The 19205-nt window shown below is 71.5% G+C and carries 18 protein-coding genes; 11 read left to right on the top strand and 7 right to left on the bottom strand.

The window, feature by feature from the left end; all coding sequences use genetic code 11:
• Window positions 1-15: 15 nt before the first annotated feature.
• Complete coding sequence (locus AB0I72_RS05775; RefSeq protein WP_358563405.1) at window positions 16-783, bottom strand: CAP domain-containing protein; 768 nt, start codon at window positions 781-783, stop codon at window positions 16-18.
• 402 nt (window positions 784-1185) lie between these two features.
• On the opposite strand from AB0I72_RS05775, the gene recO reads away from it, so the two are divergent.
• The 4 genes from recO to AB0I72_RS05755 all read left to right on the top strand — a co-directional run bounded on the left by recO (window position 1186) and on the right by AB0I72_RS05755 (window position 4465).
• A complete protein-coding gene (gene recO / locus AB0I72_RS05770; RefSeq protein WP_358563403.1) occupies window positions 1186-1917 on the top strand; it encodes a DNA repair protein RecO in 732 nt (243 codons plus the stop codon).
• On the top strand, window positions 1914-2735 hold the full coding sequence (locus tag AB0I72_RS05765; RefSeq protein WP_358563401.1) for an isoprenyl transferase: 822 nt from the start codon (window positions 1914-1916) through the stop codon (window positions 2733-2735). The genes recO and AB0I72_RS05765 overlap by 4 nt, the downstream gene beginning before the upstream one ends.
• A complete protein-coding gene (locus tag AB0I72_RS05760) occupies window positions 2732-3562 on the top strand; it encodes an SGNH/GDSL hydrolase family protein (protein ID WP_358563399.1) in 831 nt (276 codons plus the stop codon). The genes AB0I72_RS05765 and AB0I72_RS05760 overlap by 4 nt, the downstream gene beginning before the upstream one ends.
• Before the next feature lie 75 nt (window positions 3563-3637).
• Window positions 3638-4465, top strand: a complete 828-nt coding sequence (locus AB0I72_RS05755; protein ID WP_358563397.1) for an SGNH/GDSL hydrolase family protein — start codon at window positions 3638-3640, stop codon at window positions 4463-4465.
• 30 nt (window positions 4466-4495) lie between these two features.
• Here the strand turns inward: AB0I72_RS05755 and AB0I72_RS05750 are convergent, their stop codons facing one another.
• From AB0I72_RS05750 to AB0I72_RS05735, 4 genes are all read right to left on the bottom strand, one after another.
• The gene (locus tag AB0I72_RS05750; protein ID WP_358563395.1) at window positions 4496-4873 is read right to left on the bottom strand and encodes a transcriptional repressor; all 378 of its coding nucleotides are present in this window, start codon (window positions 4871-4873) and stop codon (window positions 4496-4498) included.
• Window positions 4870-5772, bottom strand: a complete 903-nt coding sequence (locus AB0I72_RS05745) for a metal ABC transporter permease (protein WP_358563393.1) — start codon at window positions 5770-5772, stop codon at window positions 4870-4872. The genes AB0I72_RS05750 and AB0I72_RS05745 overlap by 4 nt, the downstream gene beginning before the upstream one ends.
• A complete protein-coding gene (locus AB0I72_RS05740) occupies window positions 5765-6625 on the bottom strand; it encodes a metal ABC transporter ATP-binding protein (protein ID WP_358563392.1) in 861 nt (286 codons plus the stop codon). Before AB0I72_RS05740 ends, AB0I72_RS05745 begins: the two co-directional genes overlap by 8 nt.
• Before the next feature lie 117 nt (window positions 6626-6742).
• Entirely contained in the window at window positions 6743-7111 is a 369-nt protein-coding gene (locus AB0I72_RS05735; protein ID WP_358563390.1) for a DUF6703 family protein, read from the bottom strand.
• 397 nt (window positions 7112-7508) lie between these two features.
• Here AB0I72_RS05735 and AB0I72_RS05730 point away from each other — a divergent pair, with 397 nt between their 5' ends.
• The 3 genes from AB0I72_RS05730 to AB0I72_RS05720 all read left to right on the top strand — a co-directional run bounded on the left by AB0I72_RS05730 (window position 7509) and on the right by AB0I72_RS05720 (window position 13147).
• Complete coding sequence (locus AB0I72_RS05730) at window positions 7509-11198, top strand: CDP-glycerol glycerophosphotransferase family protein (RefSeq protein WP_358563388.1); 3690 nt, start codon at window positions 7509-7511, stop codon at window positions 11196-11198.
• An 86-nt stretch (window positions 11199-11284) separates the two neighbouring features.
• A complete protein-coding gene (locus AB0I72_RS05725; protein WP_358563387.1) occupies window positions 11285-11575 on the top strand; it encodes an antibiotic biosynthesis monooxygenase family protein in 291 nt (96 codons plus the stop codon).
• A 183-nt stretch (window positions 11576-11758) separates the two neighbouring features.
• Window positions 11759-13147: a glycine--tRNA ligase gene (locus tag AB0I72_RS05720; RefSeq protein WP_358563385.1), complete on the top strand. Its 1389-nt coding sequence runs from the start codon at window positions 11759-11761 to the stop codon at window positions 13145-13147.
• A gap of 82 nt (window positions 13148-13229) precedes the next feature.
• Here the strand turns inward: AB0I72_RS05720 and AB0I72_RS05715 are convergent, their stop codons facing one another.
• A complete protein-coding gene (locus AB0I72_RS05715; protein ID WP_358563383.1) occupies window positions 13230-15407 on the bottom strand; it encodes a serine/threonine-protein kinase in 2178 nt (725 codons plus the stop codon).
• A gap of 125 nt (window positions 15408-15532) precedes the next feature.
• On the bottom strand, window positions 15533-16015 hold the full coding sequence (locus tag AB0I72_RS05710) for a MarR family winged helix-turn-helix transcriptional regulator (RefSeq protein ID WP_358563381.1): 483 nt from the start codon (window positions 16013-16015) through the stop codon (window positions 15533-15535).
• A 49-nt stretch (window positions 16016-16064) separates the two neighbouring features.
• On the opposite strand from AB0I72_RS05710, the gene AB0I72_RS05705 reads away from it, so the two are divergent.
• The 4 genes from AB0I72_RS05705 (at window position 16065) to AB0I72_RS05690 (ending at window position 19190) form a co-directional block, all read left to right on the top strand.
• On the top strand, window positions 16065-16493 hold the full coding sequence (locus tag AB0I72_RS05705; protein ID WP_358563379.1) for a nuclear transport factor 2 family protein: 429 nt from the start codon (window positions 16065-16067) through the stop codon (window positions 16491-16493).
• A 50-nt stretch (window positions 16494-16543) separates the two neighbouring features.
• Window positions 16544-17104: a pyridoxamine 5'-phosphate oxidase family protein gene (locus AB0I72_RS05700; RefSeq protein WP_358563377.1), complete on the top strand. Its 561-nt coding sequence runs from the start codon at window positions 16544-16546 to the stop codon at window positions 17102-17104.
• 329 nt (window positions 17105-17433) lie between these two features.
• The gene (locus AB0I72_RS05695; protein ID WP_358563375.1) at window positions 17434-17808 is read left to right on the top strand and encodes a helix-turn-helix transcriptional regulator; all 375 of its coding nucleotides are present in this window, start codon (window positions 17434-17436) and stop codon (window positions 17806-17808) included.
• Entirely contained in the window at window positions 17808-19190 is a 1383-nt protein-coding gene (locus AB0I72_RS05690; RefSeq protein WP_358563373.1) for a permease prefix domain 1-containing protein, read from the top strand. The genes AB0I72_RS05695 and AB0I72_RS05690 overlap by 1 nt, the downstream gene beginning before the upstream one ends.
• Window positions 19191-19205 lie beyond the last annotated feature (15 nt).

Here is a 19205-nt window from a genome sequence, read left to right as displayed (position 1 = left end):
GTTCGTCACGCGCGGCTACACCCGGCCGAAGAGCTGGGTCCAGGCGTTGCCCGACTCGCCGACGCCGATCGCGACGAGGTCGCAGTTGAGGATGTTGGCGCGGTGCCCCGGGCTGTTCATCCAGGCGTCCATCACCTGCTCGGCGCTGGTCTGGCCCTTGGCGACGTTCTCCGCGCCCCACGAGTCGTACCCGTGCCGCTGGGCGCGGTCGCCCGGCCCCTCGCCCTCGGGGCTCTCGTGCGCCATGTAGTTCCGGGCGTCCATGTCCTCGCTGTGCTCCTGGGCGGCGGCCGTCAGCCGGTCGTCCACGCGCAGCGGGCCGCATCCCGCCTCGGCCCGCTCGGCGTTGACCAGCTGCACGACCTGGTTGACCTCCGGGCCGCTCAGCGGGGTCTCCGGGGTCGAGTCGCCCGCGCCGCCGCCACCTCCGCCTCCGGAGCCCGACCCGTTCGACCCGCCCGACGATCCGCCTTCGGAGTCCGAACCGCCGCTGCGTTCGCCGGTGTCGTCGGCGGGCGCGTCGGAGGCCGTGGCGCGCGCGGTCGCGGGCTCGGGGGAGTCGGTCCGCCCCTCCTCCCGCGGCGTGGCGGTCGGGGTCTCGAAGAAGTCGTCGTCGGTCACGCTGGCGGGGACCGCGGAGTCGTCCGCCACGGCGTCCCCGATCTGCCCGACGGTCGGGGCGCCGCCGGACGAACTCAGCGGATTGATCTGGTCGCCCAGGTCGGTGACCAGGAGGGTTCCGGCCAGCGTCAGTCCGACGGGCACCGCCGCCAGACCCGCCACCAGCGGCAACGGACGGCGCCGTCCGCCGCGTCCCGAGCCCCGTTCCTGAGCGCTCGCTCTACGCCTGCCTCGGCGGCCTCGTGCCATGTCGCTCTGTACCTTCCGTGCGGGTGCGGATGGGGGGTGGCCGTGCGTCGTTGGCGACGGTCACCGGGGGATCCCCTCGGCCGTCCGTGTGCGTACACGTGGCCGGGTGGCTCCGCGTCTCGGGGCGGCCCGATCCTCTTCCTGGACATCGGGCGCCACTCTCGGGCGTGGGGAGCCCGTCGCGGAGCACTTAGCGCGTGAGAGTAGAGCAAATGTCTCGAAAAGGGAATCCAAACCGTAATAAAGCTGGTCATGGTGGTCGGCTCAGCGCGGCCGGATGTGCGGAGGGTCGGTGGGATCCGTGAGAATGGAGAGGTGAGTCTCTATCGCGACGAGGGTGTCGTCCTGCGCAACCAGAAGCTGGGCGAGGCCGACCGCATCGTCACCCTGCTGACCCGGCGCACCGGACTGGTCCGCGCCGTCGGCAAGGGGGTGCGCCGCACCAAGTCGCGCTTCGGCGCCCGCCTCGAACCGTGCACCCACGTCGACGTGCAGCTCTACACCGGCCGCACGCTGGACGTGATCACCCAGGCCGAGACGGTGCGCTCCTACGGTGAGGCGGTCGTGCACGACTACGCCCGCTACACCGCGGCCACCGCGATGCTGGAGACCGCCGAGAAGATCGTCGCCGTGGAGAAGGATCCGGCGCTGCGCCAGTTCCTCCTGCTCGTGGGAGCTCTGCGCGTCCTGGGCGAGGGATCGCACGACGCCCGCCTGGTCCTGGACGCCTTTCTGCTCCGGTCGCTGGCCGTCGCCGGGTACGCCCCGGCTCTGGGGGAGTGCGCCCGCTGCGGCAGCCGGGGGGAGCACCGCTCGTTCGCGGTGCACGCTGGCGGTATGGTCTGCTCGGTGTGCCGTCCCCACGGCGCCGTGCACCCGTCCGTCGAGACGCTGCGCCTGATGACGGCGCTGCTCGAGGGCGACTGGGAGAGCGCGGACGCCAGCGGGGGAGGGCACCGTTCCGAGTGCAGCGGGTTGGTGGCGGCCTACCTGCAGTGGCACCTGGAGAACGGAATCCGATCACTGCGGCACGTGGAGCGCTCTTGAGCCTGTTCAGCTTCGACACCGGAAACCGGCGGGAGTACACCGATCCCGTCCCGCACCCGAGCGGGGCGCGCCCGCCGGAGCTGCCCGCCGACCTGGTGCCCAAGCACGTGGCCGTGGTCATGGACGGCAACGGGCGCTGGGCCAAGGAGCGCGGTCTGCCCCGGACCGAGGGGCACAAGGCGGGGGAGTCCTCCCTCTTCGACGTCATCGAGGGCGCCCTGGAGCTGGGCATCTCCCACCTGTCGGCCTACGCGTTCTCCACCGAGAACTGGAAGCGCTCACCCGACGAGGTGCGCTTCCTCATGGGCTTCAACCGCGACACCATCCGCCGCCGCCGCGACGAGCTGCACGCCCGCGGCGTCCGCATGAGGTGGGCCGGCCGTTCCGGGCGGCTGTGGAAGAGCGTCATCAAGGAGCTCCAGGACGCGGAGGAGATGACGCGCGACAACGATCGGCTCACCCTCCAGTTCTGCGTGAACTACGGGGGGCGGGCCGAGATCACCGACGCCGTGCGCGCGCTCGCCCGCAAGGCGGCCGACGGCCGGATCTCCCCGGAGAAGATCAGCGAGGACGCCATCGCGCGGGAGCTGTACGCGCCGGAGGTCCCCGACGTCGACCTGTTCGTGCGCTCGTCCGGCGAGCAGCGGACCTCCAACTTCCTCCTGTGGCAGTCCGCGTACGCCGAGTTCGTCTTCCTGGACACGCTCTGGCCCGACTTCGACCGCCGCGACCTGTGGCGCGCCTGCGAGATCTACGCGCGCCGCGACCGCCGCTACGGCGGCGCCGTGCCCAACCCGGTCCCGGGGGAGGCCGAATGACCGCCGCGACGGGCGCGGACGGCGCCTCGCTGGTGCGGCCCGGCATGTCCTACGTCGCGGTGGGCGACAGCTTCACCGAGGGCGTGGGCGACCCCTATCCGGACGGCGTCTTCCGCGGGTGGGCCGACCGCCTGGCCGAACACCTCGCCGACCACGTGGGCGAGGTGCGCTACGCCAACCTGGCCGTGCGCGGCAAGCTCATGCGCCAGATCGTCACCGACCAGCTGCCCGTGGCGCTGGACATGGCGCCGGACCTGGTGAGCCTCTGCGCGGGCGGCAACGACCTGCTGCGCCCCGGCGGAGACCCCGAGCGCATGGCCCGCGTCCTCGACCACGCCGTGGGTCGGCTGCGCGCGGCCGGGAGCCAGGTCGTGCTCTTCACCGGGGTCAACGTCGGCACCGGCTACATGCGCGGCGCCATCGGGCTGTTCGCCCGCTACTACATGAACGTGCGCGCGATCGCCGACGCGCACGACTGTCTGCTCGTCGACCAGTGGTCGATGCGGGTCCTCACCGACCCGCGCGCCTGGGACGCCGACCGCCTGCACATGTCCTCCGAGGGGCACCGCAGGCTGGCGCTGCGCGTCGCCGAGGTGCTCGGGGCGCCCACCGGGCGGCGCTGGGACGAGCCGTGGCCGGACCGGGAGCCGGTCAGCTGGACCCGGGCGCGCAGGGGGGACCTGGCCTGGGCCAGGGAGTCGCTGGCGCCGTGGATCGGCCGTCGCCTGACCGGGCGCTCCTCCGGGGACGGTGTCACCGCCAAGCGGCCCGAGCTGACGCCGGTCGCCCGGGGGTCGGTCGAGCGGTCGGAATCCGAATCCGTGTGACGTCCCCCGCAAAACCAGACAAACCATCAACCTACTGTCGCGTAACCATGGCTCAAAGTTGCATGATCGTGCACCATGAGCGGCTTTGGGAACAGTGACCTCACGAACCGGGACATCCTGTCCTACGTCGCCCTCGGCGACAGCTTCACCGAGGGCATGAGCGACCCGTACCCGGACAGCGACAGTGTGCCCAACGGCCGCTACCGCGGCTGGGCCGACCGGGTGGCCGAGCACCTGACCGAGCACGTGGGCGAGGTGCGCTACGCCAACCTCGCCGTGCGCGGCAGGCTCATCGGCCAGATCCGGTCCGAGCAGGTGCCCCGGGCCGTCGAGATGTCCCCCGACCTGGTCACCCTGTGCGCGGGCGGCAACGACATCATCCGCCCGGGCAGCGACCCCGACCGGGTCGTGCGCGACTTCGAGGCGATGGTGTCCGAACTCCGCGCCACGGGTGCGCGCGTGGTCGTCTTCACCGGCTTCGACACCAACTGGCAGCCGGTCATGCGCCACCTGCGCGGCAAGATCGCCACCTACAACATGCACATGCGCCACGTCGCCGACCAGTACGGCTGCGACGTCGTGGACGTGTGGAGCATGCGGATCCTCTCCGACGCCCGCGCGTGGAACTGGGACCGCCTCCACCTGTCCTCGGAGGGCCACCGCAGGCTGGCGCTGCGCGTGTGCGAGGTGCTGGGCGTGCCCGTGGACGGCGACTGGAACGAGGCCTGGCCCCCGGCCGCGCCGCGCGACTGGCGCACCGCGCGCCAGGAGGACCTGCACTGGGCCCGCGAGTTCCTCGTGCCGTGGATCCACCGCCGCCTGACCGGACGTTCCTCCGGCGACGGCGTGCGGCCCAAGCGGCCCACCCTGGAGCCGTGCCGCCGCTCCGACGGAGCGGAGTAGGCGGCGCTCACCCGGCCCCGACCGCGCGCGTCACGAACGCGCGCAGTCGGCGCAGGTCCCGAAGACCTCGACGGTGTGCGTCACCCCGGTGAACCCGTGCCGGGCGCCCACCTCGGCCGCCCACTCCTCCACGGCCGGACCCTCGATCTCCACCGCCGTGGAGCACTTCCGGCACACCAGGTGGTGGTGGTGCGCCTCGCTGTCGCACGCCCGGTAGACGGCCTCGCCGTCGTCGGTGCGCAGCACGTCCACCTCGCCGGAGTCGCTCAGCGCCTGGAGCGCGCGGTAGACGGTCGTCAGGCCGATCTTGGAACCCTCGGCGCGCAGGTCCGCGTACAGGTCCTGGGCGCTGCGGAAACCGGTGGACCCGGTCAGCGCCTGGCGGACCGTCTCGCGACGTGTACTCATGGTGTCACCCTCCCCCGATCGGTCTGGGGCATCGTACCGGCCGAAGCGGCCCCCTCGGGTTCACGGGCGGCCGACCCGCGCCTCCGCGACCGGCGGCCCAGGAGCCCCCCGACGGCCACCGCCACGCAGAACACCGCCAACGCGAGGATGACGATCGTGGCGCCGGGCGCCAGGTCGGCGTAGAAGGCCGTGGTCAGCCCGCCCAGCGAGGAGACCAGGCCGATCACCACGGCCAGGGCCATGGTCACCCGGAAGCTCCGGCTCAGCTGCTGCGCGGCGGCCACCGGCACGATCAGCAGCGCGCTGACCATGAGCACGCCCACCACGCGCATGGCGATGACCACGGTCAGCGCGGCCGTCACCGCGAGCAGGATGCTCAGGAAGCGCACCGGCAGACCGTGCGCCCGGGCCACCTCCTCGTCCTGGCACAGCACGAACAGCTCGCGGCCGAACAGCGCCACGACCGCGACCACGCCCACGGCCAGCGCGCCGACGAACCACAGGTCCTGCGGCTCGACGGTGCTCACGGAACCGAAGAGGTAGGAGGTGAGTGTGGCGTTGCTCGCGCCGGGGGTGAGGTTGATCAGCAGCACGCCGCCCGCGATCCCGCCGTAGAACAGCAGCGCCAGGGCCACCTCTCCGCTGGCCCGGGTCCGCACCCGGACCAGCTCCATGACGATGGCGCCCAGCGTCGCGACGACGGCCGCGGTGAGCACCGGGGAGGTGCTGGTGAGCAGGCCCAGGGCCACGCCGGTGAGGGCGACGTGGCCGATGCCGTCGCCCAGCAGCGCCAGGCGGCGCTGCACGAGGAACGTGCCGATGACCGGTGTGACCAGACCCACGAGCACGGCGGCGATGAGCGCGCGCCGCATGAACTCGTACTGGAGCAGTTCAGTCACGTCCGGGCACCTCGAGTCGGATCAGGTCCGCGGGCGCGCCGTCCGTGGTCGCCGCCGCGCGGGGGTCGGGGTCGTTGGGGTCGGGGTGGGGGTGCTGGTGCTCGTGGCCCGGGCGCGCGCACTCCCCGGTCGCGGCGGGCGCCCGGCCGTCGTGGACGACGCGCCCGTGCCCGAGGACGACGGCGCGTTCGATGACGTCCTCCAGCGGACCCAGCTCGTGCAGGACCAGGACCACGGTGGAGCCCCGGTCGCGCAGGTGCGCGATGGTCCGGGCGAGCGCGCGCTGGTTCTCCGCGTCCACGCCCGCCATCGGCTCGTCCATGACGAAGGTGTCGGGGCGTCCGGCCAGGGCCCGGGCGATGAGCACGCGCTGCTGCTGTCCGCCGGAGAGTTCGCGCACGGAGTCGCGGGCGCGGTCGGCCAGCCCGACCGTCTCCAGGGCCTCGTGCACGGCGGCGCGGTCGGAGCGGCTCGGGAACAGGGAGAGGCGGCCGCGCGCGGCGACCTGACCGGAGGCGACGATCTCCCGCACGGTCGCGGGCACGGCGCCGCCGGCGGTGAGGCGCTGGGGGACGTAGCCGATCCGGTTCCAGTCGCGGAAGCGGCGCAGCGGGCTGCCGTGCACCCGGACCTCGCCGGCGGAGAGCGGCACGATGCCGAGCAGCGCGCGCATGAGCGTCGACTTGCCCGACCCGTTGGGGCCCAGGACGGCCGTGGTCTGGCCCGCGCGCAGGTCGAGGCTCAGCCCGTCGAGGACGGGGTCGCCGTCGTAGGCGACGCGGGCGCCGAGCACCTGGAAGGCGGGAGGGGCGTCTGGGGACCGCTTCCCGTCCCGTGTGAACTGGTCTGACACGGTCCCAGTATGGAGAAAATGAAAATGATTGTCAAAATGGAAGGGGGGTGCCGCGCCGGAGGCGTCCGTTGGGGGTGGTGCAGGGTGACGGGCGGGCGGCGGGGAGTGATGTCCGTCTCAGAACCCGAGAAGGCGGGCGACGGTCAGGACCGCCACCACCACGGCCATGAGCACGCGCGGAGCCCTCTGCCGGGGGCTCAGGGACGGCCACGCCAGGTAAGCCAGCCACAGCAGGAACACGAGTACCAGGAGCAGACACGGGGCGCCGATCCACCACGGGGCCGTCAGACCCGCGATGAACAGCACACCCAGCACCAGCGGCGGCAGCCAGCGGGGGCACTGGTACAGCCACACCACCGGCACCGCGCTGCGTGCCTCGACCGCCCGGCGCAACCGGCCCGCGCCCGGGGTCTGGAGGGAGTCGCCGTCGGGCAGGGGGCGTCCCGTGTCGCGCCGCCGTTCCTCGCCGTGTTCGGGGAAGACCATCGCCGTGCGTTCCTCGTTCCCGTGGGGGCCTGCGTCCGGTGCGGCGACGCGGCGCCCGCGATCGGGTTCCTCGGCGTCGCGGCCCCGTTCGTTCGAGTCGGGGATAGCCGCATCATCGTCCTGCTAACCTATAGCGCGTCGCGAGAGCCAAGCGACCGGCGGGCGGACAGTCCGTCGCAGCCTGTGGAGACCTCGGCGTCGGCCGGTCCGTGAAGCAGGAATCCAGCGCGCGCCGTGAGGTGCGCGGCGCCGTCGGCCCGTGAGGTCCGGTCGGAATCCCGGTCCCTTCGGGACTGGGAGGAAGTCAACGTCTAGATTCGGTTGGTAGTCGGCTGACCGCGCGGCCCTCGTCAGTCGGTGTCCGCCGCAGCGAATCCTTCGGAGTGTGTCTACTTCCGTGCCCGAACCCACCGTCATCGTGACGTTCGACGTCACCGAGCCACATCTTCAGCACTGCCTCGACTCCCTGTCGCGCCAACGCGACGGGGACCGCACCGAGTCGGTGGCCGAGCCCCGTCCGGACGCCGACCTCCAGGTCGTCCTCGTCCCGGTGCGCGGAGGGCACGACGACCGCCCCGGCGACGCGCACGCCGAGAGCGAGGACGACCCGTCCGACGACGACGGTGCCGAGGACGCCGACACCGACGCCTCCGCGCGGCGGGAGGAGGACGGCGACGACGGCGACGAGTCCGTCGAGTCCACCCGCGAGGACGCCCTCGCCACCGCCGTCGCCTTCGCGGCCTCTCCGCCGCCCGGGGTCACGGCGACCCTGCTCGGCGGCGACCCCGCCGCCGACCCGCCCGCCGCCCGCGCGCGCGGCGCCGCCGCGGCGACCGGAACGCACCTGCTCTTCCTCGACGGCTCCGACGCGCTGACCGGATACGCGCTGGCCTACCTGGCGCGCACCGCCGCCGACACCGGGTCCGACCTCGTCGTCGGCAACGCCTACCAGTTCAACGAACTCGGCGCCGCCCAGTCCCGGGCCCACCGCAGGTACGGGACGCGTCCCCGCCTGGCCGAGGACCCCCGTACGGTCCCCACGCTGGCCTCCGACCGCGCGGTGGGCAACAAGCTCTGGCGCAGGGAGTTCTGGGAGTCCCTGCCCGACCGGGGACTGGCCCCCGAGGACGCCGACCTCGGCCTGCGCCGCGCCGTCCTGTCCGCCCGCGCGGTCGACGTCCTGCCCGCTCCGGTCCTGCTCATCCGCGAGCGCGAGCGCGCCCCGCTCGCGCTGGACGCCGACGTCCTCACCCGCCGCCTCACCGCGATGCGCGAGCTGGCCGCGACCCTGCCCGCCGCGGACCGCGACCTGTGGGACCGCACCCTCCTCCAGGGCGAGCTGCACCAGCTGGTCATGCGCCTGGAGGACGCCGAGCCCCCGGTGCGCACCGCGATCATCGGGCTGCTCACCTCCTTCCTCGACCACGTCTCGCCCGGTGTCCTCAAGGGGCTGGGCGCCCTGCACCGGCTCGTGTACCACCTCGTGCGCCAGGGCCGCGTGGACGACGTGACCGAGGTGGTCACGTTCGCGCGCAGCGTGGAGCTCAAGAAGGCCGACGTCGTCCGGCGCGGCCTGGGCTACTACGTCCGCTACCCGTTCTTCGAGTCCGAGGACCCGGCCAAGGCCGTGCCCCGCGAGGTGTACCGCCTCGACGACGAGCTCAAGGTCCGGCAGAAGACCGAGGACATCCACTGGAAGGACGGCCGCCTGCACATCAGCGGCCGGGTCGGCATCCGCCACCTGCGCGCCCGCAAGCGGTGGCAGCAGCACGTCGTCGCCTTCGCGGTCGACACGGGCACCCGCCGCCGTGTCCGCCTGCCCGTGCGCACGCGCCTGGCCGCCGAGTACCGCCTGCCCGACGTCGCCGACGCCGCCCGCCACGACTACGGCGGCTTCACCGTCGTCCTGGACCCCCGCAAGCTCCGTACGGCGGGCCGCTGGGAGCCCGGTGAGTGGAAGGTGGAGCTGGTCGTCCTCAACCGGGGTCTGACCCGCCGCCGTATCGTCGCCGGCCCGGTCCCCGGACCGCCCGAGCGCCCCGGCTACCACCAGGTGGACGCGGACGTGTGGGTCCGGCCGCAGTGGAACCGGGACCGGCAGCTGGTGGTCAGCGTCGACCCGGCACGCGCCCGGATCAGCGGCCACCGCTTCGACGCCCACCGCGGTGAGCTGGAGCTGCACGGCGAACTGGTCTCCGCGCCCGCCGCCGAGGCCGACCGCCTGCGCCTGGTCCGCCGACCCGGCACGGCCGTGCTCACCTACCCCGTCACCATCCACGGCGGACACTTCACCGTCCGGGTCGGCGCCGACGAGCTGTTCGACCGCGCCGTCAGCGAGTGCGGCGGCGTGATCCGCCAGGAGGAGTGGGAGGCGCACCTGCTCACCCCGGGCGGGGACACGGTGCCCGTCGTCCTGCCCGACCAGGTGGCCACCACCGCCTACGCCGCCGAGGGTACCCACCAGGAACTGGCCGTCCAGCGCACCGCGACCGGCTTCGTCGCGCTGCGTGCCGGACACGCCCGGCCCATGGTCGGCGCCGCCCGCTGGGAGGGGCGCGTCCTGGTCCTGGAGGGCGAGTTCACCGCCGACGCCTCCCTGCGGATCGTGGCCAGGGCGCGCGGACGCGACGAGGAGCACGAGCTCCGGGTGGAGCGGACCGGATCCCGCTTCAAGGCGCTCCTCTCCCCGGCCGACATCGCCACGCTCTCCGGCGACCTGTCCCTGCCCGCCGGGTCCTACCAGCTGTGGGGCCGGGTCACCGACGGGGACGCCGCCCCGGGCGAGGCCACGGACGTGGGGGTGGAGTTCACCGACGCCCTCATCGCCGAGATGCCCGCGCGGATGGAGACCGGCGAGCGCGACTACACGCTCTCCTACCAGGGCCAGGGCATCCCCGTGCTGCGGGTCGGCAGCGACCTGCGCCCGGCCGAGCGCGGCACCTTCGCCCAGCGCCAGCTGCGCGAGACGTTCTACCCCGCCCAGCGGCGCGAGCCGATCACCGAGGGCATCCTCTTCGACACCTACACCGGCCGCCAGTACTCCGACAGCCCGCGGAGCGTCTACGCCGAGCTGCGCCGTCGCGAGCGGTGGGCGGACTACCCGATGTCCTGGCTGGTCGCCGACGGCCAGGTGAGCCTGCCCGAGGACCTGTCCCCGGTGCGGCTCCGGGGCCGCGAGTACTACGAGGCGCTCGCGCGCAGCCGCTACCTGGTGACCAACTCCCGCGAGCCCGCCTGGTTCCACCGCCACCCCGACCAGGTGGTCGTGCAGACCTGGCACGGGTCGATGCTCAAGCGCATCGGCTTCGACGTGGAGAACATCCGGGGCAAGTCGCGCGACTACTTCGACAAGCTCGCGTGGGAGACCCGGCAGTGGGACTACCTGGTCTCGCCCAGCCCGTGGGCGACGCCGATCCTGCGCAGCGCGTTCCGGTTCGAGGGGGAGATCCTGGAGACCGGCTACCCGCGCAACGACATCTTCTTCTCGCCGGACCGGGAGCGGATCGCCGAGCGCACGCGTCGCCGCCTCGGCCTGCCCGAGGGCAAGCGGGTCGTGCTGTACGCGCCCACCTGGCGCGACGACAAGTACTACACGCGCGGCAAGCACAAGCTGGACCTGCACCTGGACCTGCGCCGGATGTACGAGAAGCTCGGCGACGACCACGTGCTGCTGGTGCGGCGGCACCCGCGCGTGGTCGACAGCGTGCCGATCGTGGGCGAGGACTTCGTCTACGACGTGTCGCTGTACCCGGAGATCATGGAGCTGTTCCTGATCACCGACGTGCTCGTCACGGACTACTCGTCGATGATGTTCGACTTCGCCAACACCGGCCGCCCGATGCTCTTCTTCACCTACGACCTGGAGAGCTACCGGGACAACCTGCGCGGGTTCTACTTCGACTTCGAGGAGACCGCGCCCGGGCCGCTGCTCACCGAGTCCGACGACGTCATCGGCGCGCTGCTGGACGTCGACGAGGTCGCCGAGCGGCACGCTGGAGCCTACCGGGCCTTCGTCGACCAGTTCTGCCCCTTGGACGACGGCCACGCGGCCGCGCGCGTGGTGGACCGGGTCTTCGGCGCGTCCTGACCGACGGGTCCCGAGCGACCGGCGCCCCGGGACCCGTTCCCGGGGCGCCGGCGCGTGCGCGGTCGCCCATGCGGTTGAATGGCGGCGTGATCGTCATCACCCGCTACTCCGTGCCCGAGGCCGACACCGAGGCCTTCCAGACCGACGCCGCCACCGCCGTGGGCGCGCTCTCGTGCCGTCCCGGGTTCCGGGGCCACCGGATCGGCCGCGCCGCCGACGACCCGACCCTGTGGACCGTGGTGACCGAATGGGAGGGCGCGGGCTACTACCGGCGGGCGCTGTCGGACTTCGACGTGAAGGTCCAGGCCGTGCCGCTGCTCTCGCGCGCGATCGACGAGCCGACCGCCTTCGAGATCCTGGCGGGCGGCGACGCCTGAGCCGCCCGACACCCCGTGCGTCATCGGTGAATTCGTGCGCGGGCGCTTGTCATGTGCTCTAGCCTGGGAGGGCGGGTTCGCGGCGTGCCTCTCCCTGGTTGCGCCGAGCGGCCCGCTTCCCAACCAACTCCGATGTATCGCGCACCGCGATCCACCGACCGCCAGCCGGATGGAGAGTCACCCATGGCCGCCAAGTCAGAGGCAATGGACGCACTGGTCAACCTCGCCAAGCGCCGAGGTCTGGTCTACCCCTCCAGCGAGATCTACGGAGGTCTGCGAGCCGCCTGGGACTACGGCCCCCTGGGTGTGGAGCTGAAGGCCAACGTCAAGCGCCAGTGGTGGCGCTCGATGGTGCAGGAGCGCGAGGACATCGTCGGCCTCGACTCCAGCGTCATCCTGGCCCGCGAGGTCTGGGAGGCCTCCGGCCACGTCAAGGCCTTCGTCGACCCGCTCACCGAGTGCCAGTCCTGCCACAAGCGCTTCCGCGCCGACCACCTCGTCGAGGCCTACGAGGAGAAGCACGGCCGCGAGCCGGAGGAGGGCCTGGCGTCGCTCGCCTGCCCGAACTGCGGCGCGAAGGACTCCTTCACCGAGCCGCGCATGTTCAACGGCCTGCTGCGCACCCACCTGGGCCCGGTCCAGGACGACAAGGGCCTGGCCTACCTGCGCCCGGAGACCGCGCAGGGCATCTTCGTCAACTACAAGAACGTCGAGCAGAGCGCGCGGCGCAAGGTCCCGTTCGGCATCGGTCAGATCGGCAAGTCCTTCCGCAACGAGATCACCCCGGGCAACTTCATCTTCCGGACCCGCGAGTTCGAGCAGATGGAGATGGAGTTCTTCTGCAAGCCGGGCAGTGACGAGGAATGGCACCAGTACTGGATCGACACCCGCTTCCAGTGGTACGTCGACCTCGGCATCGCCAAGGACAACCTGCGGCTGTACGAGCACCCGAAGGAGAAGCTGTCCCACTACTCCAAGCGCACCGTGGACGTGGAGTACCGCTTCAACTTCCAGGGCAGCGAGTGGGGCGAGCTGGAGGGCATCGCCAACCGCACGGACTACGACCTGAGGACGCACTCCGAGCACTCGGGCGTGGACCTGTCGTACTTCGACCAGGAGAACAACGAGCGGTACATCCCGTTCGTCATCGAGCCCGCGGCCGGTGTCGACCGCGCGGTGCTGACCTTCATGCTGGACGCCTACAACGTCGACGAGGCGCCCAACGCCAAGGGCAAGATGGAGAAGCGCGCCGTGATGCGGCTCGACCCGCGCCTGGCGCCGGTCAAGGCCGCGGTGCTGCCGCTGTCGCGCAACGCGGACCTGTCGCCCAAGGCGCGTGACCTGGCTGCCCGGCTGCGCAAGCGCTGGAACGTGGAGTTCGACGACGCCGGCGCGATCGGCCGCCGCTACCGCCGCCAGGACGAGATCGGCACGCCGTTCTGCGTGACGGTGGACTTCGACACCCTGGAGGACGACGCGGTGACCGTGCGCGAGCGCGACACCATGTCGCAGGAGCGCGTGTCGCTGGACCGGGTGGAGACCTACCTGTTCGAGCGCCTGCCCGGCTGCTAGTTCCGGCGGGCCGAACGAACGACGGCCGCCCGTCCCCGAGTGGGGCGGGCGGCCGTTCGCGTGGGGGTCCTCCGGGCGGAACTCACGTGTTCCGGGAGCGACGCGGCAGCTTTTTCCGTGCTGTGTCCAGCTTGCGGATCTCCCTGATCACCGATCCGATGGCCTGGTTCGCCCGTCGCAGTTTCTCCTTCGGGTCCTTCACATGGGCGTAGGGATCCGTCACGTCCTTGAGGATCGCTTTCGCCTTGGCGCTCGAGTCAATCATCGTCGCACTGACGGTCACGATGAGGGCAACGATGGCCGCGAGTGTGGCTTCCCCGATGCGGGGCTCCTGACCGGGGGCGAGTCTCATCCAGCCCACCAACCCGAAGACGATCGCGGCGAGGAAGAAACCGACGCCGACTCCCTCGTTGCTCAGTGCCTCATTCGCCTTCCTCCGCGCGGCCACGAACTCCTCCAGCCGTGTCTTCTTGGCGTTGAGCTCCGTGTGTCTGGTGGCCAGGTCTCGGAGCACGCGGCAGAGGAGGCGGACCACCAGGTCGTGGGCCACGCGTTCCGGGAGTGTGGCGTCGTGCGGGGGATCGGGCGGGAGGGTGGACCTCCACTCCTTCTCCAAGGACGCGCGATCCTCGTCCACGAGCCGTCGCCATCGTTCGGGGGTGAGGAGCGCGCGGGCGAACATCACTTCCGCGACCTGGAGGTCGAACGCCTCCTCCTTTCCGTGTTCGCTTCCCTGAGCCCATGTTCGGTAAGGGTGGCGGATGTCCTCGAAGGCGCTCGTCGCGCTTCGAACGTCTTCGATGAGCGTCCGGAGTTCGGCACAACCGCTCCTCGGAGCGCAGCCGTGCTCGGGGTCCCGGCATTCGTATGCGGCCAGGATCTTCATGAACTCGATCGGGTCGGCATCCGGATCGACGGGCTCGTCCAAGGGGTCCAGGGCCTCGTTCTCGCACTCCTCCCGAAACCTGGACAGGCTCATGTCCTCGCCCTCGAAGACCGGTGGCAGGTCGGGGCGCGCTTGGGCGATGAATATGAGAGCGGTGTGGTCAGGGTCCTTGGGGGGCTTTCGGAGCAGGCTCCGGTCGATCCGGGTGTCCCCCAGATCCTCGATGATCCAGGCGGCCAGGGCCGCCCGTTCGTCAGCGTCGGCGAACACCTCGGCCGCGGCGTCCATGTCGGCTGTCATGGCTTCGGCGAGTTCACCCACCCCGTGGTGGAGTCGCCCCGCGAACCGGTAGGGAGGGGACGCCGGACCGGAGGGCGTCGCGGTCCGGTCCGGTCCCGCCTCTTCCTCCTCCTCGGCTCCGGAGTCCCCAGCGGGGACGGACGGCGACGCCGTATCCTCCCGGGTCACCTTCCCGGTCTCCCACCGGGTCGGGGGAAGCGGGTCCGCGTCCGTGGCCATGACCCGCGTGGCCGCGGTGTTCCCCCGGTTCAGCGCGGTGTCGACATCGGGACCGTCCTCCGAGAACCCCAGGAGGGTGTTGAGGACCCGATGCGCGCTCGGACGGTCCTCAGGATCCTTCGCCAGGCACCGGGCCACCAGGTCACGAAGCTCGTCGGGGACCCCCGAGCAGTCGGGCTCGTCCATGAGGATCCGCTTGACGACGGCGGTCTGGCGGTCGCCGGAGAACGCGTGCCGCCCGCTGGCCGCGTAGACGATGACCGCGCCCCAGGCGAAGACGTCGATGGCCGGGGTCAGGTGCGGGGCGTCGTCGAGCCGCTCGGGCGCCATGTAGTGCAGGGTCCCGATCTTCGCCGTGGCGGTGAACCGGGCGGTCTCCTCGAAGGCTCGCGCGATCCCGAAGTCGATCACCCTCGGCCCGTCGGGGGCCATCATGATGTTCTGCGGCTTGAGGTCCCGGTGCACGATCCCGGCGCGGTGGATCGCGGTCAGCGCGGTCGCGGTGGAGACGGCGAGGCGTTGCAGGTCGGCTCCGGTGCGCGGTCCGTCGGCCCGGATCTCCTCCGCGAGTGTGCGGCCCTCGATGTACTCGCTGGCGATCCAGGGCTGGTCCGCGTGCGGATCGGCGTCCAGGATCTGGGCCACGCAGAAGGGACTGATCCGGCGCGCCGCGTCCACCTCGTCGGCGAACATCCGGGCGAAGCGCGGGTCGGTGTCGGGGGCCACGTGGAGCAGTTTCACGGCGGCCAGGCCGCCGCCGCCGGGCGCCTCCGCGAGGTGGACGGACCCGAAGCCGCCCCGGCCGATCTCCCTGATCAGCCGGTACCCGCCGACCTCGGTGTCCTGTGCGCTCATGCATCACCGTGCCTGTTCCGTCCGTGACTTCCCCGACGTGTATATCGTCTCGAATGCCCGTGGTGAAGGGGATTGCGCGCGCACAGGGCTCATGGGCACGTGGGAGGCGAGGGTGGCCGGTCCCCTCAACGCGGCGGCCTGACCTCCCGCCGTCGGACGGCCGCGGTGCCCCCGAGTTCGTCGAGGAGATCGGCGAGCAGGGCGCGGACGGTGTCCAGGGACTCGGCGCCGAGCCGCTCGCGGAGCCGTTCCTCCAGGTCCGCCCGGCCACGGCGCGCGGTGGCGACGGCCTCGTGGCCCCGGGGGGTCAGCGTGACGCGGCGGACGCGGGCGTCGTCGGGGTCCGGGACGCGCTCGGCGTATCCGAGGTGTTCGAGTTCGGCGACCGCCTTCGACGCCCCCTGCTTGGTCATGTCGAGCTTCTCCGCGAGCTCCCCGACGGTGGGCGGGGCGCCGAGGAGGTGCTGGAAGACGTAGCCGTGGGACGTGCGCAGATCGGGGAAGCCGTGCGCGGCGAGGTCGTCCTGGACGGCGGAGACGGCCGCCGAGCCGACGAAGAGGGCGAGCGTGCCGGTGTCGAGGTCGTGCGGGTCGAGTGGTTCTGCCATGGGCCCATTCTCTATTGACAACCTTGGTTGAGCAACTATGGTTGACGATATGTCGAAACGCGATGACCATGCCAACGTCCGCACGGCCGTCCGCTACCACGAGGCCGTGTCCCGGTTCGCCGGACCCGAGGAACTCGCGTCCTTCCTGCACCCGGACGCGGTCCACACCCAGTTGCCCAACATCCTGTTTCCGACCGGGACCGTCCGGGGCCTGTCGGAACTCGTCGCCGCGGCGCAGCAGGGGCGGACGATGCTCGCCGACCAGCGGTTCGAGGTGACCAGCGCGGTCGCCTCGGGTGACCGGGTCGCGCTGGAGGCCGTCTGGACCGGGACGCTGGCCGTGCCGCTCGGTGACCTGCCCGCCGGACACGTGCTGCGCGCCCACGTCGCGGCGTTCCTCGAATTCCGCGACGGGAGGATCATCGCCCAGCGCAACTACGACTGCTACGAGCCCGTCAGTCCCGGGTCGTCGGACTAGGGGCTCCCCGGGGAGGGGGCGGGTGCGACCTGGGTGGAAGACTCACCGTCATGGGAAAGATCCACGACGCCATCGGCGACCGGCTCGCGCGGTTCCTCCTCGCCCAGCCGGTGTTCTTCGTCGGCACCGCACCCCTCGCCGGGGACGGCCACGTCAACGTCTCCCCCAAGGGGATGGACGGGACGTTCGCCGTGCTCGGCGAGCACCGGGTGGCCTACCTCGACTACACCGGATCCGGCATCGAGACCATCGCCCACCTGCGGGAGAACGGTCGGATCGTGCTGATGTTCTGTGCCTTCGACGGCCCGCCGAACATCGTCCGCCTCCACGGCACCGGCCGGGCCGTTCTGCCCTCCGACCCCGAGTTCGACGGTCTGCGCGCCCGTTTCCCCAAGGAACGCACCCTCGGACAGCGCGCGATCATCGTGGTCGACGTCCAGCGCGTCTCCGACTCCTGCGGGTTCTCCGTGCCCCTGATGGACGTGCGCGGCGACCGCGACCTGCTGGACCGGTATCACGAACGACGCGATCCCGCCTACTTCGACGACTACTGGCTGACCCGCAACTCCGCCAGCATCGACGATCTGCCGGGCCTTCCCGCGGCCCCCTGAGGCGGGCGCGGACCGGTGCGACGGCACGGCGAGACGGCCGGACCCGGGGGGATTGGCTTCCGGCCGTCTCTTGGTTCTCTCGGCCGCACACGACCGCGAGATCCTGTTCTTAACTTAGCGGTAGGGCGTGCACGGTACGCGGTCGTTTGGTGCGTGGTGTCCTACCGCGTAAGCGAATCGTGACGCTGAGATCCGAGATAACCGACGAAGCGTCGCTGATACCGGTTCTCGTGCGGCCGTGGCGGGAGGGGTCGATCCATACCTCGTTCTTCTATGCCTAGGTCTGCTAGGGTAACAACCCCTAGCGGAACTAGGCATGGGAAGTACGCATGCACATCGACAAGGACCTGGTGGCGGCGTCGGCCACACCGCTCGTCCTGGGCATCCTGGCCGAGGGCGAGTCCTACGGCTACGCCATCGTCAAACGCGTCAACGAACTCTCCGGCGGGCAGATGCAGTGGACGGACGGGATGCTCTACCCCCTCCTGCACCGGCTTGAGCGCAACGGCTACGTCCGGGCGTCCTGGGGCACGTCCGAGGCGGGCCGTCGCCGCAAGCACTACGCCATCACGCAGGCCGGGCTGGAGACGCTGGCCGAGCGGCAGAAGCAGTGGAGCGTCGTCGCCGACGCGCTCAAGCAGGTGTGGCAGGCCGCGTCGCATCCCCCCGTCCCGGGGGTCGCCACGGCAGGGGGGATCGCCTGATGAGCGAGGCCGCACGCGGTGACGTCCTGGAGGCCCAGATCGACCAGTGGCGCGGTTTCGTGCGCCGCCGTCGGGCCATCGCCCCGTCGGACGTCGAGGAGATGGAGGACCACCTGCGCGAACAGATCGCCGACCTGGGGGCGAACGGCCTCGACCACGAGGAGGCCTTCCTCGTCGCGGTCAAGCGCATGGGCAACCTGGACGAGGTGTCGCGGGAGTTCGCGCGCGAGCACTCCCACCGGCTCTGGAAACAGCTGGTCCTCGTCCCCGAGACCGACGACGGCGCGGGCGGCCTCACCCGCTGGCGCGAACTCGGTGTGCTGCTCGCGTTCGCGGTCGGCGCGGGTCTGGCGGTCAAGCTCCTGTTCACGACCGTGGACGACGAGTTCACGCAGGTCCGCAACCTCGCCTTCACGGTGCTCCCGTTCCTGGCGGGATGGTTCGCCTGGAAGCGGGGCGTCACGTGGCGGGTGTGCGCGGCGCTGGTCGCCGTCGCGGCGGTACCGGCCCTGGCGGTGAACCTCTACCCGTTCGAGACGACCCCCGGCCCGTACCCGGGCCCCGGGATGACCGACGTCCTCGCGATCACGCACGCTCCGGTCATCCTGGGGCTGCTCGTGGGCGTCCTGCACGCGGGCGGGAACTGGCGGTCCCACGACCGGCGCATGGACTTCGTGCGGTTCGTGGGCGAGCTGGCGATGTACCTGGCCCTGATCATGCTGGGGTCCATGGTCCTGGTCGGTCTCACCTTCGGCGTGCTCGCCCTGGTCGACGTCGACCTCGAACCGTTCTTCGAGGGCTGGCTGCTGCCGTTCGGCGTGCCCGGCGCGCTCCTGGTCGCCGCGTGGCTGGTGGAGGCCAAGAAGAGCGTGGTGGAGAACATCGCGCCCGTCCTGACCCGGGTCTTCACGCCGCTGGCGGTCCTGATGCTGGTCGCGGACCTGGTGGCGCTCCTGGTGAACGGTCCGCTGACCACGGTGGACCGCGGCCTGCTCATCCTCATGGACGCCGTCCTGGTGCTGGTCCTGTTCCTGCTGCTGTACTCGATCTCCGCCCGTGATCCGCTGGCCCCGCCGAACGTGTTCGACTGGCTGCAGCTCGCGCTGGTCGGAGCGGCGCTCGCGGTGGACGCCGTCGCGCTGACGGCGATGCTGACGCGGATCGCCGAGTTCGGGTTCACCGCGAACAAGACCGCTGCGCTGGGGCTCAACCTCGTGCTGCTGGTGCACCTGGTGTGGTCGGCGTGGCTGATGGCGGGTTTCGTGCGGGGGAGACGGCCGTTCGCCGCGATCGAACGGTGGCAGACCACCTACCTGCCGGTCTACGCGGCCTGGGCGGGGCTGGTCGTGCTGGTGTTCCCGCCGGTGTTCGGCTTCGCCTGACACGGACGATGATCG

The organism is Nocardiopsis sp. NPDC049922 (genome assembly GCF_040660275.1).
In the GTDB taxonomy this organism is placed as follows: Bacteria; Actinomycetota; Actinomycetes; order Streptosporangiales; family Streptosporangiaceae; genus Nocardiopsis.
This window is presented reverse-complemented; position numbering and strand designations above follow the sequence as displayed.

Excerpts from the sequence above, each read along its gene's own strand:
- AB0I72_RS05690 (WP_358563373.1), top strand. The coding sequence starts at position 17,808 with ATGAGCGAGGCCGCACGCGGTGACGTCCTGGAGGCCCAGATCGACCAG.
- AB0I72_RS05695 (WP_358563375.1), top strand. The coding sequence starts at position 17,434 with ATGCACATCGACAAGGACCTGGTGGCGGCGTCGGCCACACCGCTCGTC.
- AB0I72_RS05755 (WP_358563397.1), top strand. The coding sequence starts at position 3,638 with ATGAGCGGCTTTGGGAACAGTGACCTCACGAACCGGGACATCCTGTCC.
- AB0I72_RS05705 (WP_358563379.1), top strand. The coding sequence starts at position 16,065 with ATGTCGAAACGCGATGACCATGCCAACGTCCGCACGGCCGTCCGCTAC.
- AB0I72_RS05710 (WP_358563381.1), bottom strand. The coding sequence starts at position 16,015 with ATGGCAGAACCACTCGACCCGCACGACCTCGACACCGGCACGCTCGCC.
- AB0I72_RS05700 (WP_358563377.1), top strand. The coding sequence starts at position 16,544 with ATGGGAAAGATCCACGACGCCATCGGCGACCGGCTCGCGCGGTTCCTC.
- AB0I72_RS05750 (WP_358563395.1), bottom strand. The coding sequence starts at position 4,873 with ATGAGTACACGTCGCGAGACGGTCCGCCAGGCGCTGACCGGGTCCACC.
- AB0I72_RS05760 (WP_358563399.1), top strand. The coding sequence starts at position 2,732 with ATGACCGCCGCGACGGGCGCGGACGGCGCCTCGCTGGTGCGGCCCGGC.
- AB0I72_RS05715 (WP_358563383.1), bottom strand. The coding sequence starts at position 15,407 with ATGAGCGCACAGGACACCGAGGTCGGCGGGTACCGGCTGATCAGGGAG.
- AB0I72_RS05735 (WP_358563390.1), bottom strand. The coding sequence starts at position 7,111 with ATGGTCTTCCCCGAACACGGCGAGGAACGGCGGCGCGACACGGGACGC.
- AB0I72_RS05720 (WP_358563385.1), top strand. The coding sequence starts at position 11,759 with ATGGCCGCCAAGTCAGAGGCAATGGACGCACTGGTCAACCTCGCCAAG.